Annotated in this window: 16 protein-coding genes; 9 read left to right on the forward strand and 7 right to left on the reverse strand. The window is 55.8% G+C overall.

All coding sequences use genetic code 11. The annotated features are described in order from the left end of the window. Positions 1-3 precede the first annotated feature (3 nt). Genes gsiA through gsiD form a run of 4 tightly spaced genes read left to right on the forward strand, consistent with a single transcriptional unit; the run spans position 4 to position 5,276 of the window. Positions 4-1,875: a glutathione ABC transporter ATP-binding protein GsiA gene (gsiA, locus tag AC4IC4_RS06735; RefSeq protein ID WP_491472401.1), complete on the forward strand. Its 1,872-nt coding sequence runs from the start codon at positions 4-6 to the stop codon at positions 1,873-1,875. A 23-nt stretch (positions 1,876-1,898) separates the two neighbouring features. Then, positions 1,899-3,437 (forward strand): glutathione ABC transporter substrate-binding protein GsiB, encoded by a 1,539-nt coding sequence (gene gsiB, locus AC4IC4_RS06740; RefSeq protein WP_491472402.1) that lies wholly within the window; start codon positions 1,899-1,901, stop codon positions 3,435-3,437. Positions 3,438-3,442: 5 nt separating this feature from the next. Then, positions 3,443-4,363: a glutathione ABC transporter permease GsiC gene (gene gsiC / locus AC4IC4_RS06745; RefSeq protein WP_248163677.1), complete on the forward strand. Its 921-nt coding sequence runs from the start codon at positions 3,443-3,445 to the stop codon at positions 4,361-4,363. A 1-nt stretch (position 4,364) separates the two neighbouring features. After that, the gene (gene gsiD / locus AC4IC4_RS06750; RefSeq protein ID WP_024908682.1) at positions 4,365-5,276 is read left to right on the forward strand and encodes a glutathione ABC transporter permease GsiD; all 912 of its coding nucleotides are present in this window, start codon (positions 4,365-4,367) and stop codon (positions 5,274-5,276) included. Between the two features lie 25 nt (positions 5,277-5,301). On the opposite strand, the gene AC4IC4_RS06755 is transcribed toward gsiD, so the two are convergent. Next, on the reverse strand, positions 5,302-6,306 hold the full coding sequence (locus tag AC4IC4_RS06755) for a LacI family DNA-binding transcriptional regulator (protein WP_491472403.1): 1,005 nt from the start codon (positions 6,304-6,306) through the stop codon (positions 5,302-5,304). Positions 6,307-6,554: 248 nt separating this feature from the next. On the opposite strand from AC4IC4_RS06755, the gene AC4IC4_RS06760 reads away from it, so the two are divergent. Both AC4IC4_RS06760 and AC4IC4_RS06765 read left to right on the forward strand, forming a co-directional pair. Continuing rightward, positions 6,555-8,621 carry a glycoside hydrolase family 31 protein gene (locus AC4IC4_RS06760; RefSeq protein WP_491472404.1) on the forward strand — a complete coding sequence of 689 codons (2,067 nt, stop codon included), beginning with the start codon at positions 6,555-6,557 and terminating at the stop codon, positions 8,619-8,621. Further along, on the forward strand, positions 8,614-9,993 hold the full coding sequence (locus AC4IC4_RS06765; RefSeq protein WP_491472405.1) for an MFS transporter: 1,380 nt from the start codon (positions 8,614-8,616) through the stop codon (positions 9,991-9,993). Before AC4IC4_RS06760 ends, AC4IC4_RS06765 begins: the two co-directional genes overlap by 8 nt. 60 nt (positions 9,994-10,053) lie before the next feature. On the opposite strand, the gene rimO is transcribed toward AC4IC4_RS06765, so the two are convergent. Both rimO and AC4IC4_RS06775 read right to left on the reverse strand, forming a co-directional pair. Beyond that, complete coding sequence (rimO, locus tag AC4IC4_RS06770; protein ID WP_491472406.1) at positions 10,054-11,379, reverse strand: 30S ribosomal protein S12 methylthiotransferase RimO; 1,326 nt, start codon at positions 11,377-11,379, stop codon at positions 10,054-10,056. A 353-nt stretch (positions 11,380-11,732) separates the two neighbouring features. Continuing rightward, positions 11,733-12,650 (reverse strand): LysR family transcriptional regulator, encoded by a 918-nt coding sequence (locus AC4IC4_RS06775; RefSeq protein WP_061715689.1) that lies wholly within the window; start codon positions 12,648-12,650, stop codon positions 11,733-11,735. 204 nt (positions 12,651-12,854) lie between these two features. On the opposite strand from AC4IC4_RS06775, the gene bssR reads away from it, so the two are divergent. Both bssR and AC4IC4_RS06785 read left to right on the forward strand, forming a co-directional pair. Then, positions 12,855-13,238, forward strand: coding sequence for a biofilm formation regulator BssR (gene bssR / locus AC4IC4_RS06780; RefSeq protein ID WP_024908680.1), 384 nt, complete (start codon positions 12,855-12,857; stop codon positions 13,236-13,238). Between the two features lie 106 nt (positions 13,239-13,344). Continuing rightward, the gene (locus AC4IC4_RS06785) at positions 13,345-14,463 is read left to right on the forward strand and encodes a PQQ-dependent sugar dehydrogenase (protein ID WP_491472407.1); all 1,119 of its coding nucleotides are present in this window, start codon (positions 13,345-13,347) and stop codon (positions 14,461-14,463) included. Here AC4IC4_RS06785 and AC4IC4_RS06790 read toward each other — a convergent pair whose 3' ends face one another. After that, positions 14,464-15,090 (reverse strand): glutathione S-transferase family protein, encoded by a 627-nt coding sequence (locus tag AC4IC4_RS06790; RefSeq protein WP_024908678.1) that lies wholly within the window; start codon positions 15,088-15,090, stop codon positions 14,464-14,466. 241 nt (positions 15,091-15,331) lie between these two features. On the opposite strand from AC4IC4_RS06790, the gene dacC reads away from it, so the two are divergent. Further along, positions 15,332-16,537, forward strand: coding sequence for a serine-type D-Ala-D-Ala carboxypeptidase (dacC, locus tag AC4IC4_RS06795; RefSeq protein ID WP_047653218.1), 1,206 nt, complete (start codon positions 15,332-15,334; stop codon positions 16,535-16,537). Positions 16,538-16,604: 67 nt separating this feature from the next. On the opposite strand, the gene deoR is transcribed toward dacC, so the two are convergent. From deoR to AC4IC4_RS06810, 3 genes are all read right to left on the reverse strand, one after another. Beyond that, on the reverse strand, positions 16,605-17,363 hold the full coding sequence (gene deoR, locus AC4IC4_RS06800; RefSeq protein ID WP_008503427.1) for a DNA-binding transcriptional repressor DeoR: 759 nt from the start codon (positions 17,361-17,363) through the stop codon (positions 16,605-16,607). Between the two features lie 67 nt (positions 17,364-17,430). Next, positions 17,431-18,039 carry an undecaprenyl-diphosphate phosphatase gene (gene ybjG / locus AC4IC4_RS06805; RefSeq protein WP_491472408.1) on the reverse strand — a complete coding sequence of 203 codons (609 nt, stop codon included), beginning with the start codon at positions 18,037-18,039 and terminating at the stop codon, positions 17,431-17,433. Between the two features lie 7 nt (positions 18,040-18,046). Next, positions 18,047-18,775, reverse strand: coding sequence for a phosphatase PAP2 family protein (locus tag AC4IC4_RS06810; RefSeq protein ID WP_491472409.1), 729 nt, complete (start codon positions 18,773-18,775; stop codon positions 18,047-18,049). Positions 18,776-18,933 lie beyond the last annotated feature (158 nt).

Raw genomic sequence — 18,933 nt, forward strand, 5'->3', positions numbered from 1 at the left:
CGCGTGCCGCACAGTGAAGAACTGGACAACCGCGAAGTGCTGGCTGTCCATCAGCTCAATATTGCGTTTCAGGAAGAGCGGCAGTTCATCCCCGCAGTACAGAATTTATCGTTCACGCTCAGGCGCGGCGAGACGCTGGCGATTGTTGGCGAGTCCGGCTCCGGGAAATCGGTCACCGCGCTGGCGCTGATGCGCCTGCTGGAACAGACGGGCGGGCAAATCAGCAGCGAGAAAATGCTCCTGCGCCGCCGTAATCGTCAGGTCATTGATTTAAATGAGCTAAGCGGTTCGCAGATGCAGAGCGTGCGCGGGGCGGATATTGCGATGATCTTCCAGGAGCCAATGACCTCCCTGAACCCGGTGTTCCCGGTCGGGGAGCAAATTGCCGAGTCCATCCGCCTGCATCAGGGGCTGAGCGGCGATGAAGCGCTCAAAGAGGCCCGACGGATGCTGGAGCTGGTGCGCATTCCGGAGGCGCAGGCCATTCTGGGGCGCTATCCGCATCAGCTTTCCGGCGGCATGCGCCAGCGGGTGATGATTGCCATGGCGCTCTCCTGCCGTCCCGCAGTGCTGATTGCCGACGAACCAACGACGGCGCTGGACGTGACGATTCAGGCGCAGATCCTGCAGCTCATCAAAGTCCTGCAGCAGGAGATGGAGATGGGGGTGATTTTCATCACCCACGATATGGGCGTGGTCGCCGATATCGCCGATCGCGTACTGGTGATGCATAAGGGCAGCGCGGTGGAAACCGGCACGGTTGAGCAGATTTTTCACGCGCCCGTGCATCCTTACACCAAAGCGCTGCTGGCGGCGGTTCCGCGTCTGGGGGCGATGAACGGCAGCGATTTGCCGCGCCGCTTCCCCCTGATTTCTCTCGAGGCGTCTGAGCAGCAGGAGGATGAGCGCGAACAGGACACCGTGGTGTCGGGTAAGCCCATTCTGGAAGTGCGCGATCTGGTCACCCGCTTTCCGCTGCGCAGCGGCGTACTGAACCGGGTGAAGCGCGAAGTGCACGCGGTGGAAAACGTCAGTTTCGATCTCTGGCCGGGTGAAACGCTGGCGCTGGTGGGGGAGTCCGGCTGCGGTAAATCTACCACCGGACGCGCGTTGCTCCGTCTGGTGGAATCACAGGAAGGCAGCATTACCTTTAACGGCGAGCGCATTGATACCCTTCCGGACAGCAGGCTGCAGGCGGTGCGGCGGGATATTCAGTTTATTTTCCAGGATCCGTATGCCTCCCTCGACCCGCGCCATACGGTGGGGTATTCGATCATGGAGCCGCTGCGGGTACATAACCTGCTCGACGGCGAAGCGGCACAGCGTCGCGTGGCCTGGCTGCTGGAGCGCGTCGGCCTGAAGCCGGAGCATGCCTGGCGTTATCCGCACGAGTTTTCCGGCGGACAGCGGCAGCGTATCTGCATCGCCCGCGCGCTGGCGCTAAACCCGAAAGTGGTGATTGCCGATGAGTCCGTCTCGGCGCTGGATGTCTCTATCCGGGCGCAGATCATCAACTTATTGCTGGATTTACAGCGGGATATGGGCATTGCCTTTCTGTTTATCTCGCACGACATGGCGGTGGTCGAGCGCATCAGCCATCGCGTGGCGGTGATGTTTATGGGGCAAATCGTGGAAATTGGTCCGCGAAGAGCGGTGTTTGAGAACCCGCAGCACCCGTACACCCGCAAGCTCATCGCGGCGGTCCCGGTTGCCGATCCCGCGCATCGTCACGGCCAGCGTGTGCTGCTGCAGGATGAAATGCCGAGCAATATTCGTAAGCGTGGCGAGGCCGTGGAGCGCGTGACGCTGCGCGAGGTCAGTCCGGGTCATTTCGTGGCTCCCCCGCGTCAGGACAATGCCTTTTCGCGGTTATAACTTTCAACAGGCAGGAGAACACAATGGTTACATTTGTAGCGCGTAGATGGTTGTTAGCCGCGAGCGTGACGGCAGCCCTGGCCACTGCCCCCGCGTTCGCTGCCAAAGATGTGGTGGTCGCCGTCGGCTCCAATTTCACCACGCTCGATCCATATGACGCCAACGACACGCTCTCTCAGGCGGTGGCGAAATCGTTCTACCAGGGCCTGTTTGGCCTGGATAAAGAGATGAAGCTCAAAAACGTGCTGGCGGAGGGGTACACCGTGTCCGACGACGGACTGGTGTATACCATCAAGCTCAGGACCGGCGTGAAGTTCCAGGATGGGACAGATTTCAATGCGGAGGCGGTGAAGGTTAACCTCGATCGCGCCAGCAATCCGGAAAATAGCCTCAAGCGCTATAACCTGTATAAAAATATCGCCAGCACCGAGGTGGTCGACCCGGCAACGGTAAAAATCACCCTGAAAGAGCCGTTCTCCGCGTTTATCAATATTCTGGCGCATCCGGCAACGGCGATGATTTCCCCTGCCGCGCTGAAGAAATACGGCAAGGAGATCGGCTTCCACCCTGTTGGCACCGGTCCGTACGAGCTGCTCACCTGGAACCAGACCGATTTTGTGAAGGTGAAGAAATTCGCCGGATACTGGCAGCAGGGGCTGCCGAAGCTCGATACCATCACCTGGCGACCGGTGGTGGACAACAACACCCGCGCGGCGATGCTGCAAACCGGCGAGGCGCAGTTTGCCTTCCCGATCCCGTATGAGCAGGCCGCCATTCTGCAGAAAAACAGCAAGCTGGAGCTGGTCGCCAGCCCGTCGATCATGCAGCGTTACATCAGCATGAACGTCACGCAAAAGCCGTTCGATAACCCGAAGGTGCGTGAGGCCATCAACTACGCCATTAACCGTCAGGCGCTGGTGAAGGTCGCCTTTGCGGGCTATGCCACTCCGGCCACCGGCGTGCTGCCGCCGGCTATCGCCTATGCGCAAAGCTATCAGCCGTGGCCGTACGATCCGGTCAAAGCGCGCGAGCTGCTGAAAGAGGCGGGCTTCCCGAACGGCTTCAGCACCACGCTGTGGTCCTCGCATAATCACAGTACCGCTCAGAAGGTGCTGCAGTTTACCCAGCAGCAGCTGGCGCAGGTCGGCATCAAGGCGCAGGTGACCGCGATGGATGCCGGACAGCGTGCGGCAGAGGTGGAGGGCAAAGGGCAGAAAGAGAGCGGCGTGCGGATGTTCTATACCGGCTGGTCGGCCTCGACCGGTGAAGCAGACTGGGCGCTGTCGCCGCTGTTTGCCTCGCAGAACTGGCCGCCAACCCTGTTCAACACCGCGTTTTACAGCAATCCGCAGGTGGACAAAGACCTGGCCGATGCCCTGAAAACCACCAAGCCGGAAGAGAAAGCACGTCTCTACAAGGACGCGCAGGACATTATCTGGAAAGAGTCGCCGTGGGTGCCGCTGGTGGTGGAGAAACTGGTGTCAGCCCATAATAAAGCGTTGACCGGGTTCTACATTATGCCGGATACGGGCTTTAGCTTTGACGATGCGGATTTAAAATAAACCTCATGCTGAATTATGTGTGTAAACGCCTGCTGGGGCTTATCCCGACGCTGCTGATTGTGGCGGTCCTTGTGTTTTTGTTTGTCCATATGCTGCCGGGCGATCCGGCGCGTCTGGTTGCCGGGCCTGAAGCGGATGCCACCGTCATTGAGCTGGTGCGTAAGCAGCTTGGCCTCGACCAGCCGCTGTATATGCAGTTCATCCATTATATCTGCAACGTTCTGCAGGGCGATTTTGGTATCTCGATGGTGTCGCGTCGTCCGGTGTCGGAGGAGATTGCCAGCCGTTTTATGCCGACGTTCTGGTTGACGATTGCCAGCATGAGCTGGGCGGTCGTGTTTGGGCTGGGCGCCGGGATTGTCGCGGCCGTCTGGCGCAACCGCTGGCCGGACAAGCTCGGCATGGCGCTGGCGGTGACCGGCATCTCCTTCCCGGCGTTCGCGCTGGGGATGCTGCTGATGCAGATCTTCTCCGTCGAACTGGGCTGGCTGCCGACCGTCGGGGCCGATACCTGGAAGCATTACATTCTGCCTTCCATGACGCTGGGGGCTGCCGTGTCGGCGGTGATGGCCCGCTTTACCCGCGCCTCGTTCGTTGACGTGCTGAGCGAAGATTATATTCGCACCGCGCGGGCGAAAGGGGTCAGCGAGAAGTGGGTCATTCTCAAGCACGGGTTCCGCAATGCGATGATCCCGGTGGTGACGATGATGGGACTGCAGTTTGGCTTCCTGCTGGGCGGCTCTATCGTCGTGGAAAAGGTCTTCAACTGGCCGGGGCTGGGACGCCTGCTGGTCGATTCCGTCGAGATGCGCGACTACCCGGTGATTCAGGCGGAAGTCCTGCTTTTTTCGCTGGAGTTTATTCTTATCAACTTAGTGGTGGACGTGCTCTATGCCGCCATTAACCCGGCCATCAGGTACAAGTAAGATGCGATTGTTGAACTGGCGACGTCAGGCCGTTTTAAACGCGATGCCGGGGCTAAAACCGGACCACGTCCGCACCCCGTGGTCTGAATTCTGGCGGCGTTTTCGCCGTCAGCCGGTCGCGATGACCGCGGGGCTGTTTGTGCTGCTGCTGATTGCGGTGGCGGTGATTGCGCCGTGGGTGGCACCGTTTGATGCGGAAAACTATTTTGACTACGACCGTCTGAACGACGGACCGTCGATGCTGCACTGGTTCGGCGTGGACTCCCTCGGTCGCGATATCTTTAGCCGCGTGCTGGTGGGGGCGCAGATCTCGCTTGCCGCCGGGGTGTTCGCGGTGCTGATCGGCGCGGCCATCGGGACCGTACTGGGTCTCGTTGCCGGGTATTACGAAGGCTGGTGGGATCGCATCATCATGCGCATCTGCGACGTGCTGTTTGCTTTTCCCGGCATTTTGCTGGCAATTGCCGTGGTGGCGATCATGGGCAGCGGCATGGCAAACGTCATCATTGCGGTCGCGGTGTTTTCGATTCCGGCGTTTGCCCGTCTGGTGCGCGGCAACACGCTGGTGCTGAAACAGCAGACCTTTATCGAGTCGGCCCGCAGTATGGGGGCCAGCGACGCCACCATTCTTTTCAGCCATATTCTGCCGGGGACGGTGTCGTCCATCGTGGTCTATTTCACCATGCGTATCGGCGTGTCGATTATCTCGGCGGCCAGCCTGTCGTTTCTGGGGTTAGGGGCTCAGCCTCCAACGCCGGAGTGGGGCGCGATGCTGAACGAGGCGAGGGCAGATATGGTGATTGCGCCGCACGTGGCGATCTTCCCGAGTCTGGCGATTTTCCTGACCGTGCTGGCGTTTAACTTGTTAGGTGACGGGCTGCGCGACGCGCTGGATCCGAGGATTAAGGGGTAGAGATACCTTCCTGGTGGATCTCACCTCAGCGCATCACATGCTTCCGACCTTCAACCAACGTTAGCGGCGGCAATGCACACAAGGGTGTAGAGCCTCTCTGCATCGCATTGAGTACGGCAAGGGCCAGGTCGGTTCCCAACTGCTGATAGGGGATGTCAAATCCGGTGGGTTTTGTGGGCAGAAATGACGACATATCACTGCTAAAGACCCCGGCAAAAAAGGGAACCGTCCAGTGGTTTTGCTGGCAGTAAGCGCTGGCGCCGAGTAGCTGGAGATCGCTCAGGAACACGACGTAATCGGGTGGAGTGGCAAGGTTGTGAAAGTGGCGAAGTGCTTCAAATCCCGAGGCTTCGCTGATCTCACCGCAGAAAAGATACTCGTCGTTGACGGTCAGGCCGCGCGCGCGAAGCGCCTTGCGCCAGGCCTGCGCAAAAATCTCGCCTTGCGTACTTTGGTCACCCAGCGTGACCAGCGCGACATGCTGATAACCCGCAAGCCGAGCGCGTTCAACCGCTATTTCAGCAACATGTTCAAAATCGAGGTCGACCCAGTTAAAGTTGCCTTCAAGCGTTTCACTTCGTCCCAGCGTGGCGAAAGGAAAGTCATGCTGATAGAGGTACTCAATTCGCGGATCGTTTAGCGTTGTGTTCGTGAGGATCACGGCATCCGCTTTACGCTGCTCAATGATTTTTCGCAACCAAAGTCGCTCGTCGTTTTCATCAAGGGCAAGATGGAGAATGGTATCAATATCCTGCTGGCGCAGATGGCGCTGCAGGCTGGCGGCGACGCGCATAAAAAAAGACGCGGTATAAAAATTATCACCCTCGCCTGAAGGCAATAGTAGCGCAACAGTATTCACTTTCCCTTTTCGTAAATTACGGCCTGCGGCATTGGGTAAATAACCATAGAGGCTGGCGGCTTCGCGGACCCTTTTTTGTGTGGCAGCGCTGACTTCCGGATGATTGTTCAGTGCACGAGAAACGGTCGCGATAGAGAGATTTAGTTTTTTCGCTAATGCCTTGATATTCATTGCTTTCCTTTGTGTTAGGCATGGACTAACTTGCTAAATATATACCGTGTCCTGCTCAATTTATCTATCTGCGATAATATTCTCAATAATATATCATAGCATGGTTAAAAACCGCTAAAAGTAAAGCGGCGATCACATAAATGTTATTTTGAAATTCTTTATCTCTTTTCTGAATTGACACTTCATGGAATCTTAACCAGGATCGGAAACGTTTCCGGAATCATGCCTGGCATCTCTATGAGGTAAATATGAATACATTGCAGATAAAAGATGACGCCATTTACTGGGTGTGGAATGGTCAGTATTTAAAAATTGTGCCGTGGGGTGAAAATAGTCTCAGGGTAACGTCTGGATGGCTTCCTGATGATATTCATCCAGACGAACACGCATTATTAGCGCAGCCTCCTGTCAAACCTCAATTCCTGCAAGGGGAAGGGGAGGTGACGATGATTAACGGCAATATTCGTGCCCGTGTCGACAGGCAAGGGCGGACGGCTTTTTACAATCAGCACGGAGAATGTTTGCTGGAAGAGCTCTGGCGGCAGCGTGATAATGGTGAACATTTCTGGAATGCGGGTGAGCAGCCGCAAAAGAAAATTAGTGCGCTGAAAATATCCGGTCGGGAGTGCAACCCCCTGGCAGGCGATGCCTTCGAAGTGACGGTCAGGTTCGAAAGTCAGGTGAATGAAAAAATCGTCGGCATGGGGCAGTATCAGCAATCGTTTATTAATTTAAAAGGCTGCTCCGTGGAGCTGGCGCAGCGCAACTCGCAGGCCAGCGTGCCGTTTATGGTATCGAGCCTGGGCTATGGTTTTTTATGGAATAATCCGGCTATCGGGGAGGCGGTATTTGCCCATAACGAAACCCGCTGGAGCGCCAAAGCAGCGGCGCGTATTGATTACTGGATAACCGCTGGCGACACGCCCGCAGACATTATTCGTCAGTACGCCGCGGCGACCGGAAAACCGCCCATGATGCCGGAATTTGCGCTGGGACTGTGGCAGTCTAAGCTGCGCTATCGTACTCAGGAAGAGCTGCTGACCGTCGCCCGGCGCTACCGTGACGAAGGGATCCCCCTTGCGGTGATTGTCGCCGATTTCTTCCACTGGCCGGTGCAGGGCGACTGGCGGTTTGATGAACGTGAATGGCCAGACCCGGCCGCTATGACTGCTGAACTGCGCGAAATGGGCACCGAATTAATGGTCTCGGTTTGGCCGACGGTGGATGTGCGCAGTGAAAATTATGCCGTCATGAATGAGCGCGGATATTTAGTGAATACCCGTAAAGGGCTCAATATTAATTTCGATTTCCTCGGTAATACACGATTTTTAGACCCAACGCATCCGCAGGCTCGAAAATATGTCTGGCAGGTGTGCAAGAAAAACTATTTCGATCGGGGCGTGAATCTTTTCTGGCTTGACGAAGCGGAGCCAGAATACGGCGTTTACGATTTTGATAATTACCGCTATCACCTCGGCAATACGCTGGAGGTGGGAAATATCTATCCACTGCACTATACCCAGGCATTTTATGATGGTTTGCGCGAGGCAGGTCAAAAGGATCCCGTAAGCCTGGTACGCTGCGCGTGGGCCGGAAGTCAGCGCTATGGCGCGCTGGTGTGGTCGGGGGATATTCATTCTTCTTTTGAATCCATGCGTAACCAGATTTGCGCCGGTCTGAATATGGGCATGGCGGGTATTCCGTGGTGGACGACGGATATTGGCGGTTTTCACGGTGGGAACGTTAACGACCCGGCATTCCATGAGCTGCTGATCCGCTGGTTCCAGTGGGCGGTATTTAGCCCGGTATTGCGGATGCACGGCCATCGTGACCCGATAACGGAGCCTGATATCCCGTGGCGGGATGGGATTGCCCAGTGCAATACCGGCGCGGGCAATGAGCTGTGGAGCTTCGGCAGCGCGGTATTTGCTCAGCTTAAACGCTACGCTGCCCTGCGGGAGGCACTGCGTCCCTATCTCCGTACCTTAATGCAGCAGGCGCACGAGACCGGGGAACCGTTAATGCGGCCGATGTCTTACCACTACGCACGTCAGCCGGGCAGTTGGGATATCACCGATCAATACATGTTTGGTGCCGATATTCTGGTGGCGCCAGTGGTGTATGCGGGTGACACCGCGCGCAGCGTCTGGCTGCCAGCCGATGAGGTCTGGCTGGATGTGAACTCGGGTGAATATTATCAGGGCGGGGCGCATGTCAGGGTGCCTGCACCGCTCTCGGTGTTGCCACTGTTTGTCAGAAAAGGCGCGGAGGTGCAAACCATTCTGGCTCAAATCAGGGAGATGGAAAATGAGTGAGTTATCGCAAGCGAGCCATTCCGCTGTTATCGCCAGCGCGTCTGCCCGGTTATCCGTCAGAGAGAAAATCAGCTATGGCTTAGGAGACGCGGGCGGCACAATCGTCACCGGCCTGATTTCAAACTTTCTGACCTTTTTCTATACCGATATATTTGGCCTGACGCCAGCGATTGTCGGCACATTATTTCTGGTGCTGAGGGTCATTGATGCCGTCTCCGATCCGTTAATCGGTATTGTTGCTGACCGCACATCAACGAAAATGGGGCAATTTCGCCCCTTTATTTTATGGACGTCAGTCCCGCTCGGGTTAATTGCCTTCCTGACCTTTAGCGTGCCTGATTTGGCTTATCACTGGAAAATCGTCTACGCCGTACTGACCTATTTTGCGCTATCGGTGCTCTACTCGCTGAATAATGTGCCTTATTGCGCATTGATCACCAAAATAACCGCCAACCCCCTGGAGCTGGTGTCCTGTCAGTCGTGGCGTTTCGCCCTGTGCGGGGTCGCCGGTTTTGCTGTGTCGGTGGGGCTGCCGATAATGGTGAAATATTTTGGCGGAGACGCTCAGGCGCGGGGTTATCAATTTGGCGTCGGCGTGTTGTCAGTATTTGCCGTCATTATGTTCTTATGCTGTTTTTATGGCGTGAAAGAGCGCGTTGCCGCGAAAACACAGCATACGTTTAATCTTAAAGAGAGTCTGAAAAGCATTCGCCATAATGATCAGCTGTTGTTGACCTTTGTAATGTCGCTGCTGATTATCAGTATTTTCAACACCAAGGGCGGCGCAGCGATGTATTTCATCACCTATGTTTTACACGGTGACGCGACTTATACCTCGTTCTTCTTTGGCCTGGCGACGCTTGGGGGGATTATCGGCTCTGTACTGGTGCAATATTTCACCCGCATTTTTGAGATCCGCAAAATCTACCTGTGGGTGAACATCTTACTGGGGCTGGCGCACTTCGCCGTGTGGTTTGTGCCGGGCGATGCCGCGACGCTGTGGCTGGGGCTGGTTTTTGTCTGCTGCGTGGTACTGGGGTTTATTCTACCGATGCATTTTACGCTGGTCACTTTTGCCGATACGTATGGTGAATGGAAATCGGGGCGTCGCTCGTCGGGAATGAACTTTGCCTTTAATTTATTCTTCGTCAAACTGGCATGGGCGGTGGCAGGCGTTATCGTTAGCGTGACGCTAATGGTGGTGTCGTATCAGTCGGGGCAGGAAAATCAAACGACCGCTTCACTGGCCGGGATAACGCTGTTGTCCACGGTTATTCCTGGCGTACTGCATTTGCTGCTGGCGGTGACGGTGGCGTTTTTCCGCATTGATAACAAAATGGTGGCGACGATGGAGAACGCGCTGGGAAGATAAACGGGAGTAGAGTGCCGGGTGGCGGCTACGCCTTACCCGGCCTACTACAGAGGGGGGAGATTAAATCCGGCTACCCCACAGGTCATACTCATCCGCGTTTTCAACCTTCACGCGAATAATATCACCCGGCTTAACGCTGGTTTCGCCGTTCAGGTACACCGCACCGTCGATTTCAGGGGCGTCCGCCATGCTGCGGCCAATCGCGCCTTCTTCATCCACTTCGTCGATGATAACCATAATCTCGCGGCCCACTTTTTCCTGCAGACGCTCAGCAGAGATCTGCTGCTGCAGCTGCATGAAGCGGTTCCAGCGCTCTTCTTTCACCTCTTCCGGCACCTGGTCCGCCAGCTCGTTGGCGGTTGCGCCTTCTACCGGGCTGTACTTGAAGCAGCCAACGCGGTCCAGACGCGCTTCTTTCAGGAAGTCGAGCAGCATCTGGAAGTCTTCTTCGGTTTCACCCGGGAAGCCGACGATGAAAGTGGATCGCAGGGTCAGATCCGGGCAGATCTCGCGCCACTGCTTGATGCGCGCCAGCTGGCGGTCAACGGACCCAGGGCGCTTCATCAGCTTCAGAATGCGCGGGCTGGCGTGCTGCAGTGGGATATCCAGGTACGGCAGAATCTTGCCTTCCGCCATCAGCGGGATCACGTCGTCAACGTGCGGGTACGGGTAGACGTAGTGCAGACGCGTCCAGATACCGAGTTTGGACAGCTGCTCGCACAGGCCCACCATGCTGGTTTTCACCGGCTCGCCGTTGTGGAAACCGGAGCGGTGTTTAACGTCTACACCGTAGGCCGAGGTGTCCTGGGAGATGACCAGCAGCTCCTTCACGCCCGCGTCGGCCAGACGTTTAGCTTCCGCCAGCACTTCACCAATGGGACGGCTCACCAGATCGCCACGCATGGACGGGATGATGCAGAAGGTGCAGCGATGGTTGCAGCCTTCGGAAATTTTCAGGTACGCGTAGTGACGCGGCGTCAGCTTCACGCCCTGTTCCGGCACGAGGCTGAGGAACGGGTTGTGCTTGGGTTTTGGCACGTAGTGATGAACATGTTGCAACACCTGCTCGTAGCTGTGCGGGCCGGTGATCTCCAGCACCTTCGGGTGCACTTCGCGGATCTGGTCTTCTTTCGCGCCCAGACAGCCGGTCACGATCACTTTGCCGTTTTCCGTCAGGGCTTCACCGATGGCTTCCAGTGACTCCTGAACCGCGCTGTCGATAAACCCGCAGGTGTTAACGATCACCATATCGGCGTTGTCGTAGCTTGGCACCACGTCATAGCCCTCGGTGCGCAGTTCGGTCAGGATGCGTTCTGAATCCACCAGGTTTTTCGGGCAGCCCAGGGAGACGAAGCCGATTTTCGGCTGGTGCGTAACATTGCTCATAGGTTAAAAATTCATCAATTATGGAGTTATCAGGGCGGGATTTTACAGCGTATCGCGGGGGATTTATACAGGTCTGTGGCGATCTCAGCAGGTTTGGATCAACCGCTTTGCTTAGCAACACTGTTTAGAATTACTTATCCCGGCTTTAAGCGATGCTAATTGGCTAAAAAATCATCAAAAGATATCTTTCACCCTGTCAACATGACTTGTGAGATCCTTAATGAAAGATATGTATGTCCAGTCCAAAGTCGCTATGGCTAAAACCCTTTATGCGCACGGCGTCAAGCTAACCGATATTGCTGTCGCAACAGGGCTAAATCCGCGAAAAATTAAATCAGAACTGAAACGCGCCGCTAAGTTGTCGGGACCAGCAGGTCATCCAGCACAGTAGAGAGCAATTTATTGCTCTCTTTTCGGTATGAGGAGTAAATGCTGAATTTCGGTAACGGGAACGGGGTGCCAACTCGTCTGAGTTTGTACATCTCTGAGTAAGTGGCAAAGGCGCGCTCGGGAATAATCCCCAGACATGGAGTTTTGGCGATAATGATCAGAATGGAAGCAAACGAGGTGGTGAGTAAACAGCGTTCGCTGGAGCGGAATTTTTTATCAGCGATGCTGCGGTAATAAATAATTTTTTCGTTTTTAGTGTTATAGCCCACCAGGCTGGCATTTCTGAACAGCTCTTCATCGATAGTACTGCCATAAAGCGGGTTATCCTGCGCGGCGACAAGCACCAGGTCTATATCGCACACCTTCTGACATCGGATGTTGCTGTTTTCCACTGAGAACGTAGAGAACACCACATCAGCCTGACGCATGTTCAGCAGTTCAGTGGTTTTTTGTTCATTCAGGTCTTCAGTGCGATGCAGCAGACTAATGTCTGAATTCGTTTCAAGGAGCTTTTCCGTTAATTCCGGTACCACCAGCGGAGAAATAAAGGATTCTGTATAAAGCGTCACGCGCTTCTTACGTGAGGGGGCTGAGTCAGGCAGAAGGGTGGAGAGCCTGTCGATTATCGAGATTGTATTATCGTAAAGCTCATCTGAAAACACCGTCGGCAGCAGGATGTTGCCGCTGCGGACAAAGAGGTTGTCCCCCATCATTTCACGCAGTTTTCGCAGCGACTGGCTGACAGCAGAAGCGGATATGTCCAGCATATCGGCAACCTTAGAAATGCTTCCTACGCTATAGATTAAGCAAAAGATGGTGAGAAGATTCAGGTCTACCTTAGAGAGAGAACATATTTTTTCAGACACCGGGAGTGCTGCCATACTCACCTCTGCGAGTGCGATTTTGCAAGCCATTCAGCCTAATAAAAAAGTAGCATAGCTCCCCGTAACGCGCTTCGCTGCACGTGAGGTTGTAACATTGTAAATTATGTTAATCAGTTAATAAAAATTGATCCCAGGCATTAAACTGTACAAAAAATGAACTTATCCTGACTATGCACCATGGCTGACAGAGGAGGAAAGAGCATGACCGTTGACAGACTTAAACGCGATCTGCTGAACAAGCTGATCAACGCCCGAATCGACCTGGCCGCGTACCTGCAATTGAGGAAGGCAAAAGGGTATATGTCAGTCAGCGAAAGCGAACATCTGCGTGATAACCTGTTTGAACTGTGTAATTTCATGCGTGAAAAAGCACCGACCCTGAAGGCGAACGGCGGCGAAAGTGAAGAAATAGCGCTGCGCCGCGCCGCCGAGGTGCTCTCCATTGCAGGGGTGTGTCTGATGAACGGACGCCACGACTGCCCGAACTTTATCGCCGTAAACGCGGAGAAGCTTGAAAACTGCCTGACAACGCTCTCTCTATGCATCATGTGTCTGAACGAGCACAAACAGCTTGAACAGCACTGATCCCGGGGGAGGCAACTCCCCCTTCTGATTAAGCTTTTGTAAAAGTGGTAACGCGCCCGGATGCAGTGGCTAACCTTTATGCCATATGCCGATAAAGGAGCGCGTTATGCCTCGATCCTCGCTGATTTTCCTGCCTGCGTTATTCATTCCATTTTCGCTTCTTGCTGCGCCAGAGGCGGTCAAGGTCGAGGTGCTGCAAAATAAACTCGATCACCCCTGGTCTCTGGCGTTTCTGCCGGACAATAAAGGCCTGCTGGTGACCCTGAAGGACGGTCAGCTCAAACGCTGGCAGGCCGGAAAAGGGTTGTCCGATCCGATTATCGGCGTGCCGAAGGTCTGGGCAAACGGTCAGGGAGGATTGCTGGACGTGGTCCTCGCCCCGGATTTTGAAAAATCACGCCGCATCTGGCTGAGCTTCGCCGAAGCAGGGAGTGATGGCAAAGCCGGAACGGCGGTGGGCTATGGCCGGTTAAGCGACGATCTTACGCGCATTGAAGCCTTCCAGGTGGTGTTCCGCCAGATGCCGAAACTCTCCACCGGGAACCATTTTGGTGGGCGGCTGGTGTTCGACGGCAAAGGTTCTCTCTTTATCGGACTCGGCGAGAACAACCAGCGTCCGACGGCGCAGGATCTGGATAAATTGCAGGGTAAAGTGGTGCGCCTCACCGAAGACGGGAAAGTCCCGCCGGATAACCCCTTTGTGAATACCCCCGGCGCGCGGCCCGAAATCTGGTCTTACGGCATTCGCAACCCGCAGGGGATGGCGATGAACCCCTGGAGCGACACGCTCTGGCTGAACGAGCACGGACCGCGCGGCGGAGATGAGATCAACATTCCGGAGAAAGGCAAAAACTACGGCTGGCCGCTGGCGACGCACGGCATTAACTACAGCGGCCTGAAAATACCGGAAGCCAAAGGCGAGCACGTTGAGGGTACCGAGAAGCCGCTGTTCGTCTGGAAAGTCTCACCCGCGGTGAGCGGCATGGCGTTCTACAACAGCGACGTTTTCCCGCAGTGGAAAAACAAGCTGTTTATTGGGGCGCTGAAGGAGAAGGACGTGATCGTGCTGAGCGTGGAGGGAAACAAGGTGACGGAGGACGGGCGCATTCTGGGCGACCGGGACCAGCGTATTCGCGATGTGCGGGTCGGGCCGGATGGGTATCTGTATGTCCTGACCGACGAGACGGACGGGCAGCTGTTGAAAGTCAGCCCGTCCGGAGCGTAATCAGGTGACCGGGATCATCACCACGTTGCGGTACGCCGGGCGATCGCTCAGCTGTTTAAGCCAGCGCTCAAGGTGAGGGCGCGGCGTCCACTTCAGGCCCATGTTGGTCAGGTTCCAGACGAACGGCGCCACGGCGATATCGCCTGTGCCGAACGCCTCGCCGGAGAACCAGGCGTGCTTCGCCAGCTCGTCATCCATCATCGCAAACAGATTTTCGCAGGCATCCTGCGCGGCGTGAATTGCGGGATAGTCGCGTTCAGCTTCCGGTGTGCGGATAAGCCCCATCAGGATCACGCGGTGGGTCGGGGATAACGTCTGGTTTGCCCAGTCCATCCACTTTTCGCCCTGAGCGCGCCGGGCCGGGTTTTCAACCCACAGGCGGCCCTGACCGTACTGCGCGGCGAGGTAACGCACAATGGTGTTGGACTCCCATAGCGTCGCGTCTGTTTCATCATCGCGCAGCAGCGGCACCAGGCCGTTCGGGTTCATGGCCAGATAGTCGGCCTCTTTGTTTACGCCGAACGACATGCCAGCCATGATTTGATTGAACGGTAAATCCAGCTCTTCCAGCGTCCAGAGCACTTTCTTAACGTTGGTCGAATTATTCCTGCCCCACAGCGTAATCATATTTACTCCCGATGAGATGTGAATCCGAGTCAGCCTTTCGCCATGGTGAGATAAACCTAACAATTACGCAACAGAAGACAAAAAAATCGTCTTAATCAAAGCGTATCTGAATGTTATTGCATAAACTTTAATAACTTTACCCTCGTTGGGTTTCTTTAACGGTTTTAGTGCGCTATTACTCATCGCTTCTTGCGACACGGTGATGTGACGTAATTTTTGAATGGACACTCGGGTGGCATTTATGACGCGTAAAATGACTTCTCTGCGCAGCCTGGCGACCGGCTCTGCGCTTCTTTTCCTGTTTGCACCAACGCTCTACGCAGCTGAACAGGCTGCGCCCGAAGCGCCGCCTGTGGATGCGCGCGCCTGGATCCTGATGGATTATTCCAGCGGTAAAGTGCTGGCGGAAGGGAATGCGGATGAGAAACTCGATCCGGCAAGCCTGACCAAAATCATGACCAGCTATGTGGTGGGCCAGGCGTTAAAAGCGGGCAAGATCAAGCTGGACGATATGGTAACCATCGGTAAGGACGCGTGGGCGACCGGCAACCCGGCGCTGCGCGGGTCATCGGTGATGTTCCTGAAGCCGGGCGATCAGGTTTCCGTTTCCGATCTGAACAAAGGGGTAATTATTCAGTCGGGAAATGATGCGTGCATCGCGCTGGCCGATTATGTTGCCGGCAGCCAGGATTCTTTCATTGGTTTGATGAATGGCTACGCGCAAAAGCTGGGCCTGACCAATACGACCTTTAAAACGGTTCACGGTCTGGATTCGCCGGGACAGTTCAGTACCGCGCGCGACATGGCGCTGCTCGGGAAAGCGCTGATCCACGACGTGCCGGATGAATACGCGATCCACAAAGAGAAAGAGTTTACCTTCAACAAAATCCGCCAGCCGAACCGCAACCGCCTGCTGTGGAGCAGCAACGTCAATGTGGACGGGATGAAAACCGGCACCACGGCGGGTGCAGGTTATAACCTTGTGGCCTCCGCGACCCAGGGCGATATGCGCCTGATTTCGGTGGTGCTGGGCACCAAAACCGACCGTATTCGCTTTAATGAGTCAGAAAAACTGCTGACCTGGGGCTTCCGCTTCTATGAAACCGTGACGCCGATTAAACCGGATGCCACGTTCGTCAGCCAGCGCGTCTGGTTTGGTGACAAGAGCGAAGTGAACCTGGGCGCGGGTGAGGCGGGCTCGGTGACCATTCCGCGAGGTCAGCTGAAAAACCTGAAAGCCAGCTACACCCTGACCGACCCGCAGCTCACCGCGCCGCTGAAAAAAGGCCAGGTGGTCGGGACGATTGATTTCCAGCTCAACGGTAAGTCGATTGAACAGCGTCCGCTGATTGTGATGGAAGCGGTGGAAGAGGGTGGCTTCTTCAGCCGGATGTGGGATTTCGTGATGATGAAATTCCACGGGTGGTTTGGCAGCTGGTTTAGCTAACCTCGATGCGTTTTCTCCCTCTCCCTGTGGGAGAGGGCCGGGGTGAGGGCATCAGACCGCACCCCGTTTAATACATCAACTTCACCTGCTGCGCCTTCGCGTGGGCCACGATCTCGTCGTCCGGGCGGCAATCGCTGACGATGGCATCGAACTGCGCAAGCTCGCCCATTCTTGCCGAACGCACCTTACCAAACTTGCTGTGATCGACCACCAGCACATGGTACTGCGCGGCGCTCAACGCCCAGTGCTTCACCGGCAGCTCTTCCAGATTAAAGCAGGTCGCGCCCTGACGCACGTTGACGCCCGCGGCGGAATAAAACGCGATATCCGGGCAGAGATTGCTGAGCGTGTCCTGCAGGTTGAGCGGCTTAAAGATCGCATTACTGGCGTGAAACTCGCCGCCGCAGAGGATCACCCGGCACTCGGGTTTCTCCTGAAGCGCCAGAAAGGTGTTCAGGGAGTAGCAGACGGCGGTAAAAGGAATGCTGCTGTCGATGGCCTCGATAATCCACGGCGTAGTGGTACCGCAGTCAAAAAACAGCGTCTGGTGCGGCTGCACCAGTGAGGCCGCAAGCCGCGCGGCTTTGCGTTTCTCTTCCACCAGGCGCGTCTTCTGGTCGCTGATCAGATAATGGCTGGCGCTGCGCGGCTCAAGCACAATATACCCGCCCAGCAGCACGACGGGCGCGCTCTCGCTGTTCAGATCCCGACGAATGGTCATCTCTGAGACGCCGAGGAGGTTGGCGGCTTCCTTAAGATGCAGCTTATCGCTGCGCTTCAGCGCCTGTAGCAGCTGAGCAATGCGGTCATCGCGACGTGTTTCCATAGTTCCTCGGGATAAAAAAGTGAACCCCCGCAGGGCGGGGGTTCAAGTGTAACCTGTCAGGTCGGGGTTAGTCACGTATCCAGCCTTTGCGGATCGGGATAGCGAAAATGGCGCGATAGAGGGTAGAGAGCCCGCTATAGAGCGCCTCACCAATGAGACTCCACAGGATAGCCGCGCTCACGCAGCCAATCAGCCCGACCAGGAAACCGCCCACCATATCCAGCGGCCAGTGGACGCCCAGATAAACGCGAGACCAGGCGATTGCCAGGGCTGCAACCATCAGGACCGCACCAGACCACAGGCGATGCCAGAACAGGAAAGCCAGCGCGAAGGTAAAGATCACCGTGCCGTGATCGCTCGGGAACGAGTCATCCGGCGCGTGGTGCAGGAAGGTATAGCCCACGTGGGCAACAAAAGGGCGGGCGTGCGGGAACACATGACCCAGTACGAAGCTCACCAGAACGCTCACGCCCAGCGCCATCGCCACTTTGATCACCAGCTGGCGCTGCGCTTTCACCTGGCTACGAGGTCCCCACAGCCAGAGGATGGCGGCCAGCGCTGGCACGATGCTGATCAGATCTTTTGCCAGAAAGGTGGCAAAATCGATCGCCCACTCAGGCGAGGCCGGGGTGGCGTTGATCAGATAAAACAGCTGATAATTCAGATTCTCTAACATAGCGTTATCACTCTTTAGCAAACCGGGTGGAAATAAGGCCGTAGACCACCACCTGAGAAAACCAGACCCACCACCCAGCCCACAGGTTGTGAGAGAAAAAATGCGCCCCGCGCATGATCTGGCCGTAGCCCATCACCAGACCTAACACCACGCCCAGCGCGACGACGGACCAGGCGAGACGCGGACGCTCGCGCCAGAAGGCAAAAAACAGCCCCATCACCATGAAACCGCTGGAGGCGTGACCGCCGGGGAAACAGCGCCCCGGACCGCTGTCAGCAGGGACGGCGCTAAACAGGGGATAAGAGACGGCCTTACCGCCATATTCCACCAGATCCCATGGGCAGCTGTGATGGCTCACGCTTTTCAGCACGCCTACCACCAGCGCGCCAACGCCCATCAGCAGCGCTGCCGTAACCAGCCTTGCGTTACGCTTGTAAGCGCCGTAAAACAGCGCCACGGCACCTAAGGCGATGGCAATGTACTTCGCCAGACGGTGGTTCAGCAGATCCAGCAGATGATCTTTCTGCAGCGGAAAGCTTTGCGTTGCCGCGTCATACCAAAAACCGGTGATCCATCTGTCGAGCGCTTCATTGCGTGATAACCACGTGAAAAGCACGGCAAGGACGACCAGTACGAAAAGCTGATAACCATAAAAGCGGCCCGGCAAGCGGTAAAGTCGTTTTGTCTTATTTGTCTGTAAGTTAGACAATTCTGAACGGCTGGAAGTGAGTGCCATAATTTGGGGTCGTTGACGAGTAATGGGGCTATCATAAATCTGTCAACTTAAGGAAACCTTAAACGAAGACGATATGTGCTTTATTTCTGTTTATCCTCGATAAATCACTATCTCGGGCTGCGGCATTTCATTAAACTCGTCGCGATTTTGTCATTATA

The organism is Enterobacter sp. Taxon_2 (assembly GCF_058355295.1).

Coding starts and splice junctions, on each gene's coding strand:
- deoR (WP_008503427.1), bottom strand. CDS start 17,363: ATGGAAACACGTCGCGATGACCGCATTGCTCAGCTGCTACAGGCGCTG.
- dacC (WP_047653218.1), top strand. CDS start 15,332: ATGACGCGTAAAATGACTTCTCTGCGCAGCCTGGCGACCGGCTCTGCG.
- gsiD (WP_024908682.1), top strand. CDS start 4,365: ATGCGATTGTTGAACTGGCGACGTCAGGCCGTTTTAAACGCGATGCCG.
- AC4IC4_RS06810 (WP_491472409.1), bottom strand. CDS start 18,775: ATGGCACTCACTTCCAGCCGTTCAGAATTGTCTAACTTACAGACAAAT.
- gsiB (WP_491472402.1), top strand. CDS start 1,899: ATGGTTACATTTGTAGCGCGTAGATGGTTGTTAGCCGCGAGCGTGACG.
- AC4IC4_RS06790 (WP_024908678.1), bottom strand. CDS start 15,090: ATGATTACGCTGTGGGGCAGGAATAATTCGACCAACGTTAAGAAAGTG.
- AC4IC4_RS06760 (WP_491472404.1), top strand. CDS start 6,555: ATGAATACATTGCAGATAAAAGATGACGCCATTTACTGGGTGTGGAAT.
- rimO (WP_491472406.1), bottom strand. CDS start 11,379: ATGAGCAATGTTACGCACCAGCCGAAAATCGGCTTCGTCTCCCTGGGC.
- bssR (WP_024908680.1), top strand. CDS start 12,855: ATGACCGTTGACAGACTTAAACGCGATCTGCTGAACAAGCTGATCAAC.
- gsiC (WP_248163677.1), top strand. CDS start 3,443: ATGCTGAATTATGTGTGTAAACGCCTGCTGGGGCTTATCCCGACGCTG.
- AC4IC4_RS06755 (WP_491472403.1), bottom strand. CDS start 6,306: ATGAATATCAAGGCATTAGCGAAAAAACTAAATCTCTCTATCGCGACC.
- AC4IC4_RS06765 (WP_491472405.1), top strand. CDS start 8,614: ATGAGTGAGTTATCGCAAGCGAGCCATTCCGCTGTTATCGCCAGCGCG.
- ybjG (WP_491472408.1), bottom strand. CDS start 18,039: ATGTTAGAGAATCTGAATTATCAGCTGTTTTATCTGATCAACGCCACC.
- AC4IC4_RS06785 (WP_491472407.1), top strand. CDS start 13,345: ATGCCTCGATCCTCGCTGATTTTCCTGCCTGCGTTATTCATTCCATTT.
- AC4IC4_RS06775 (WP_061715689.1), bottom strand. CDS start 12,650: ATGGCAGCACTCCCGGTGTCTGAAAAAATATGTTCTCTCTCTAAGGTA.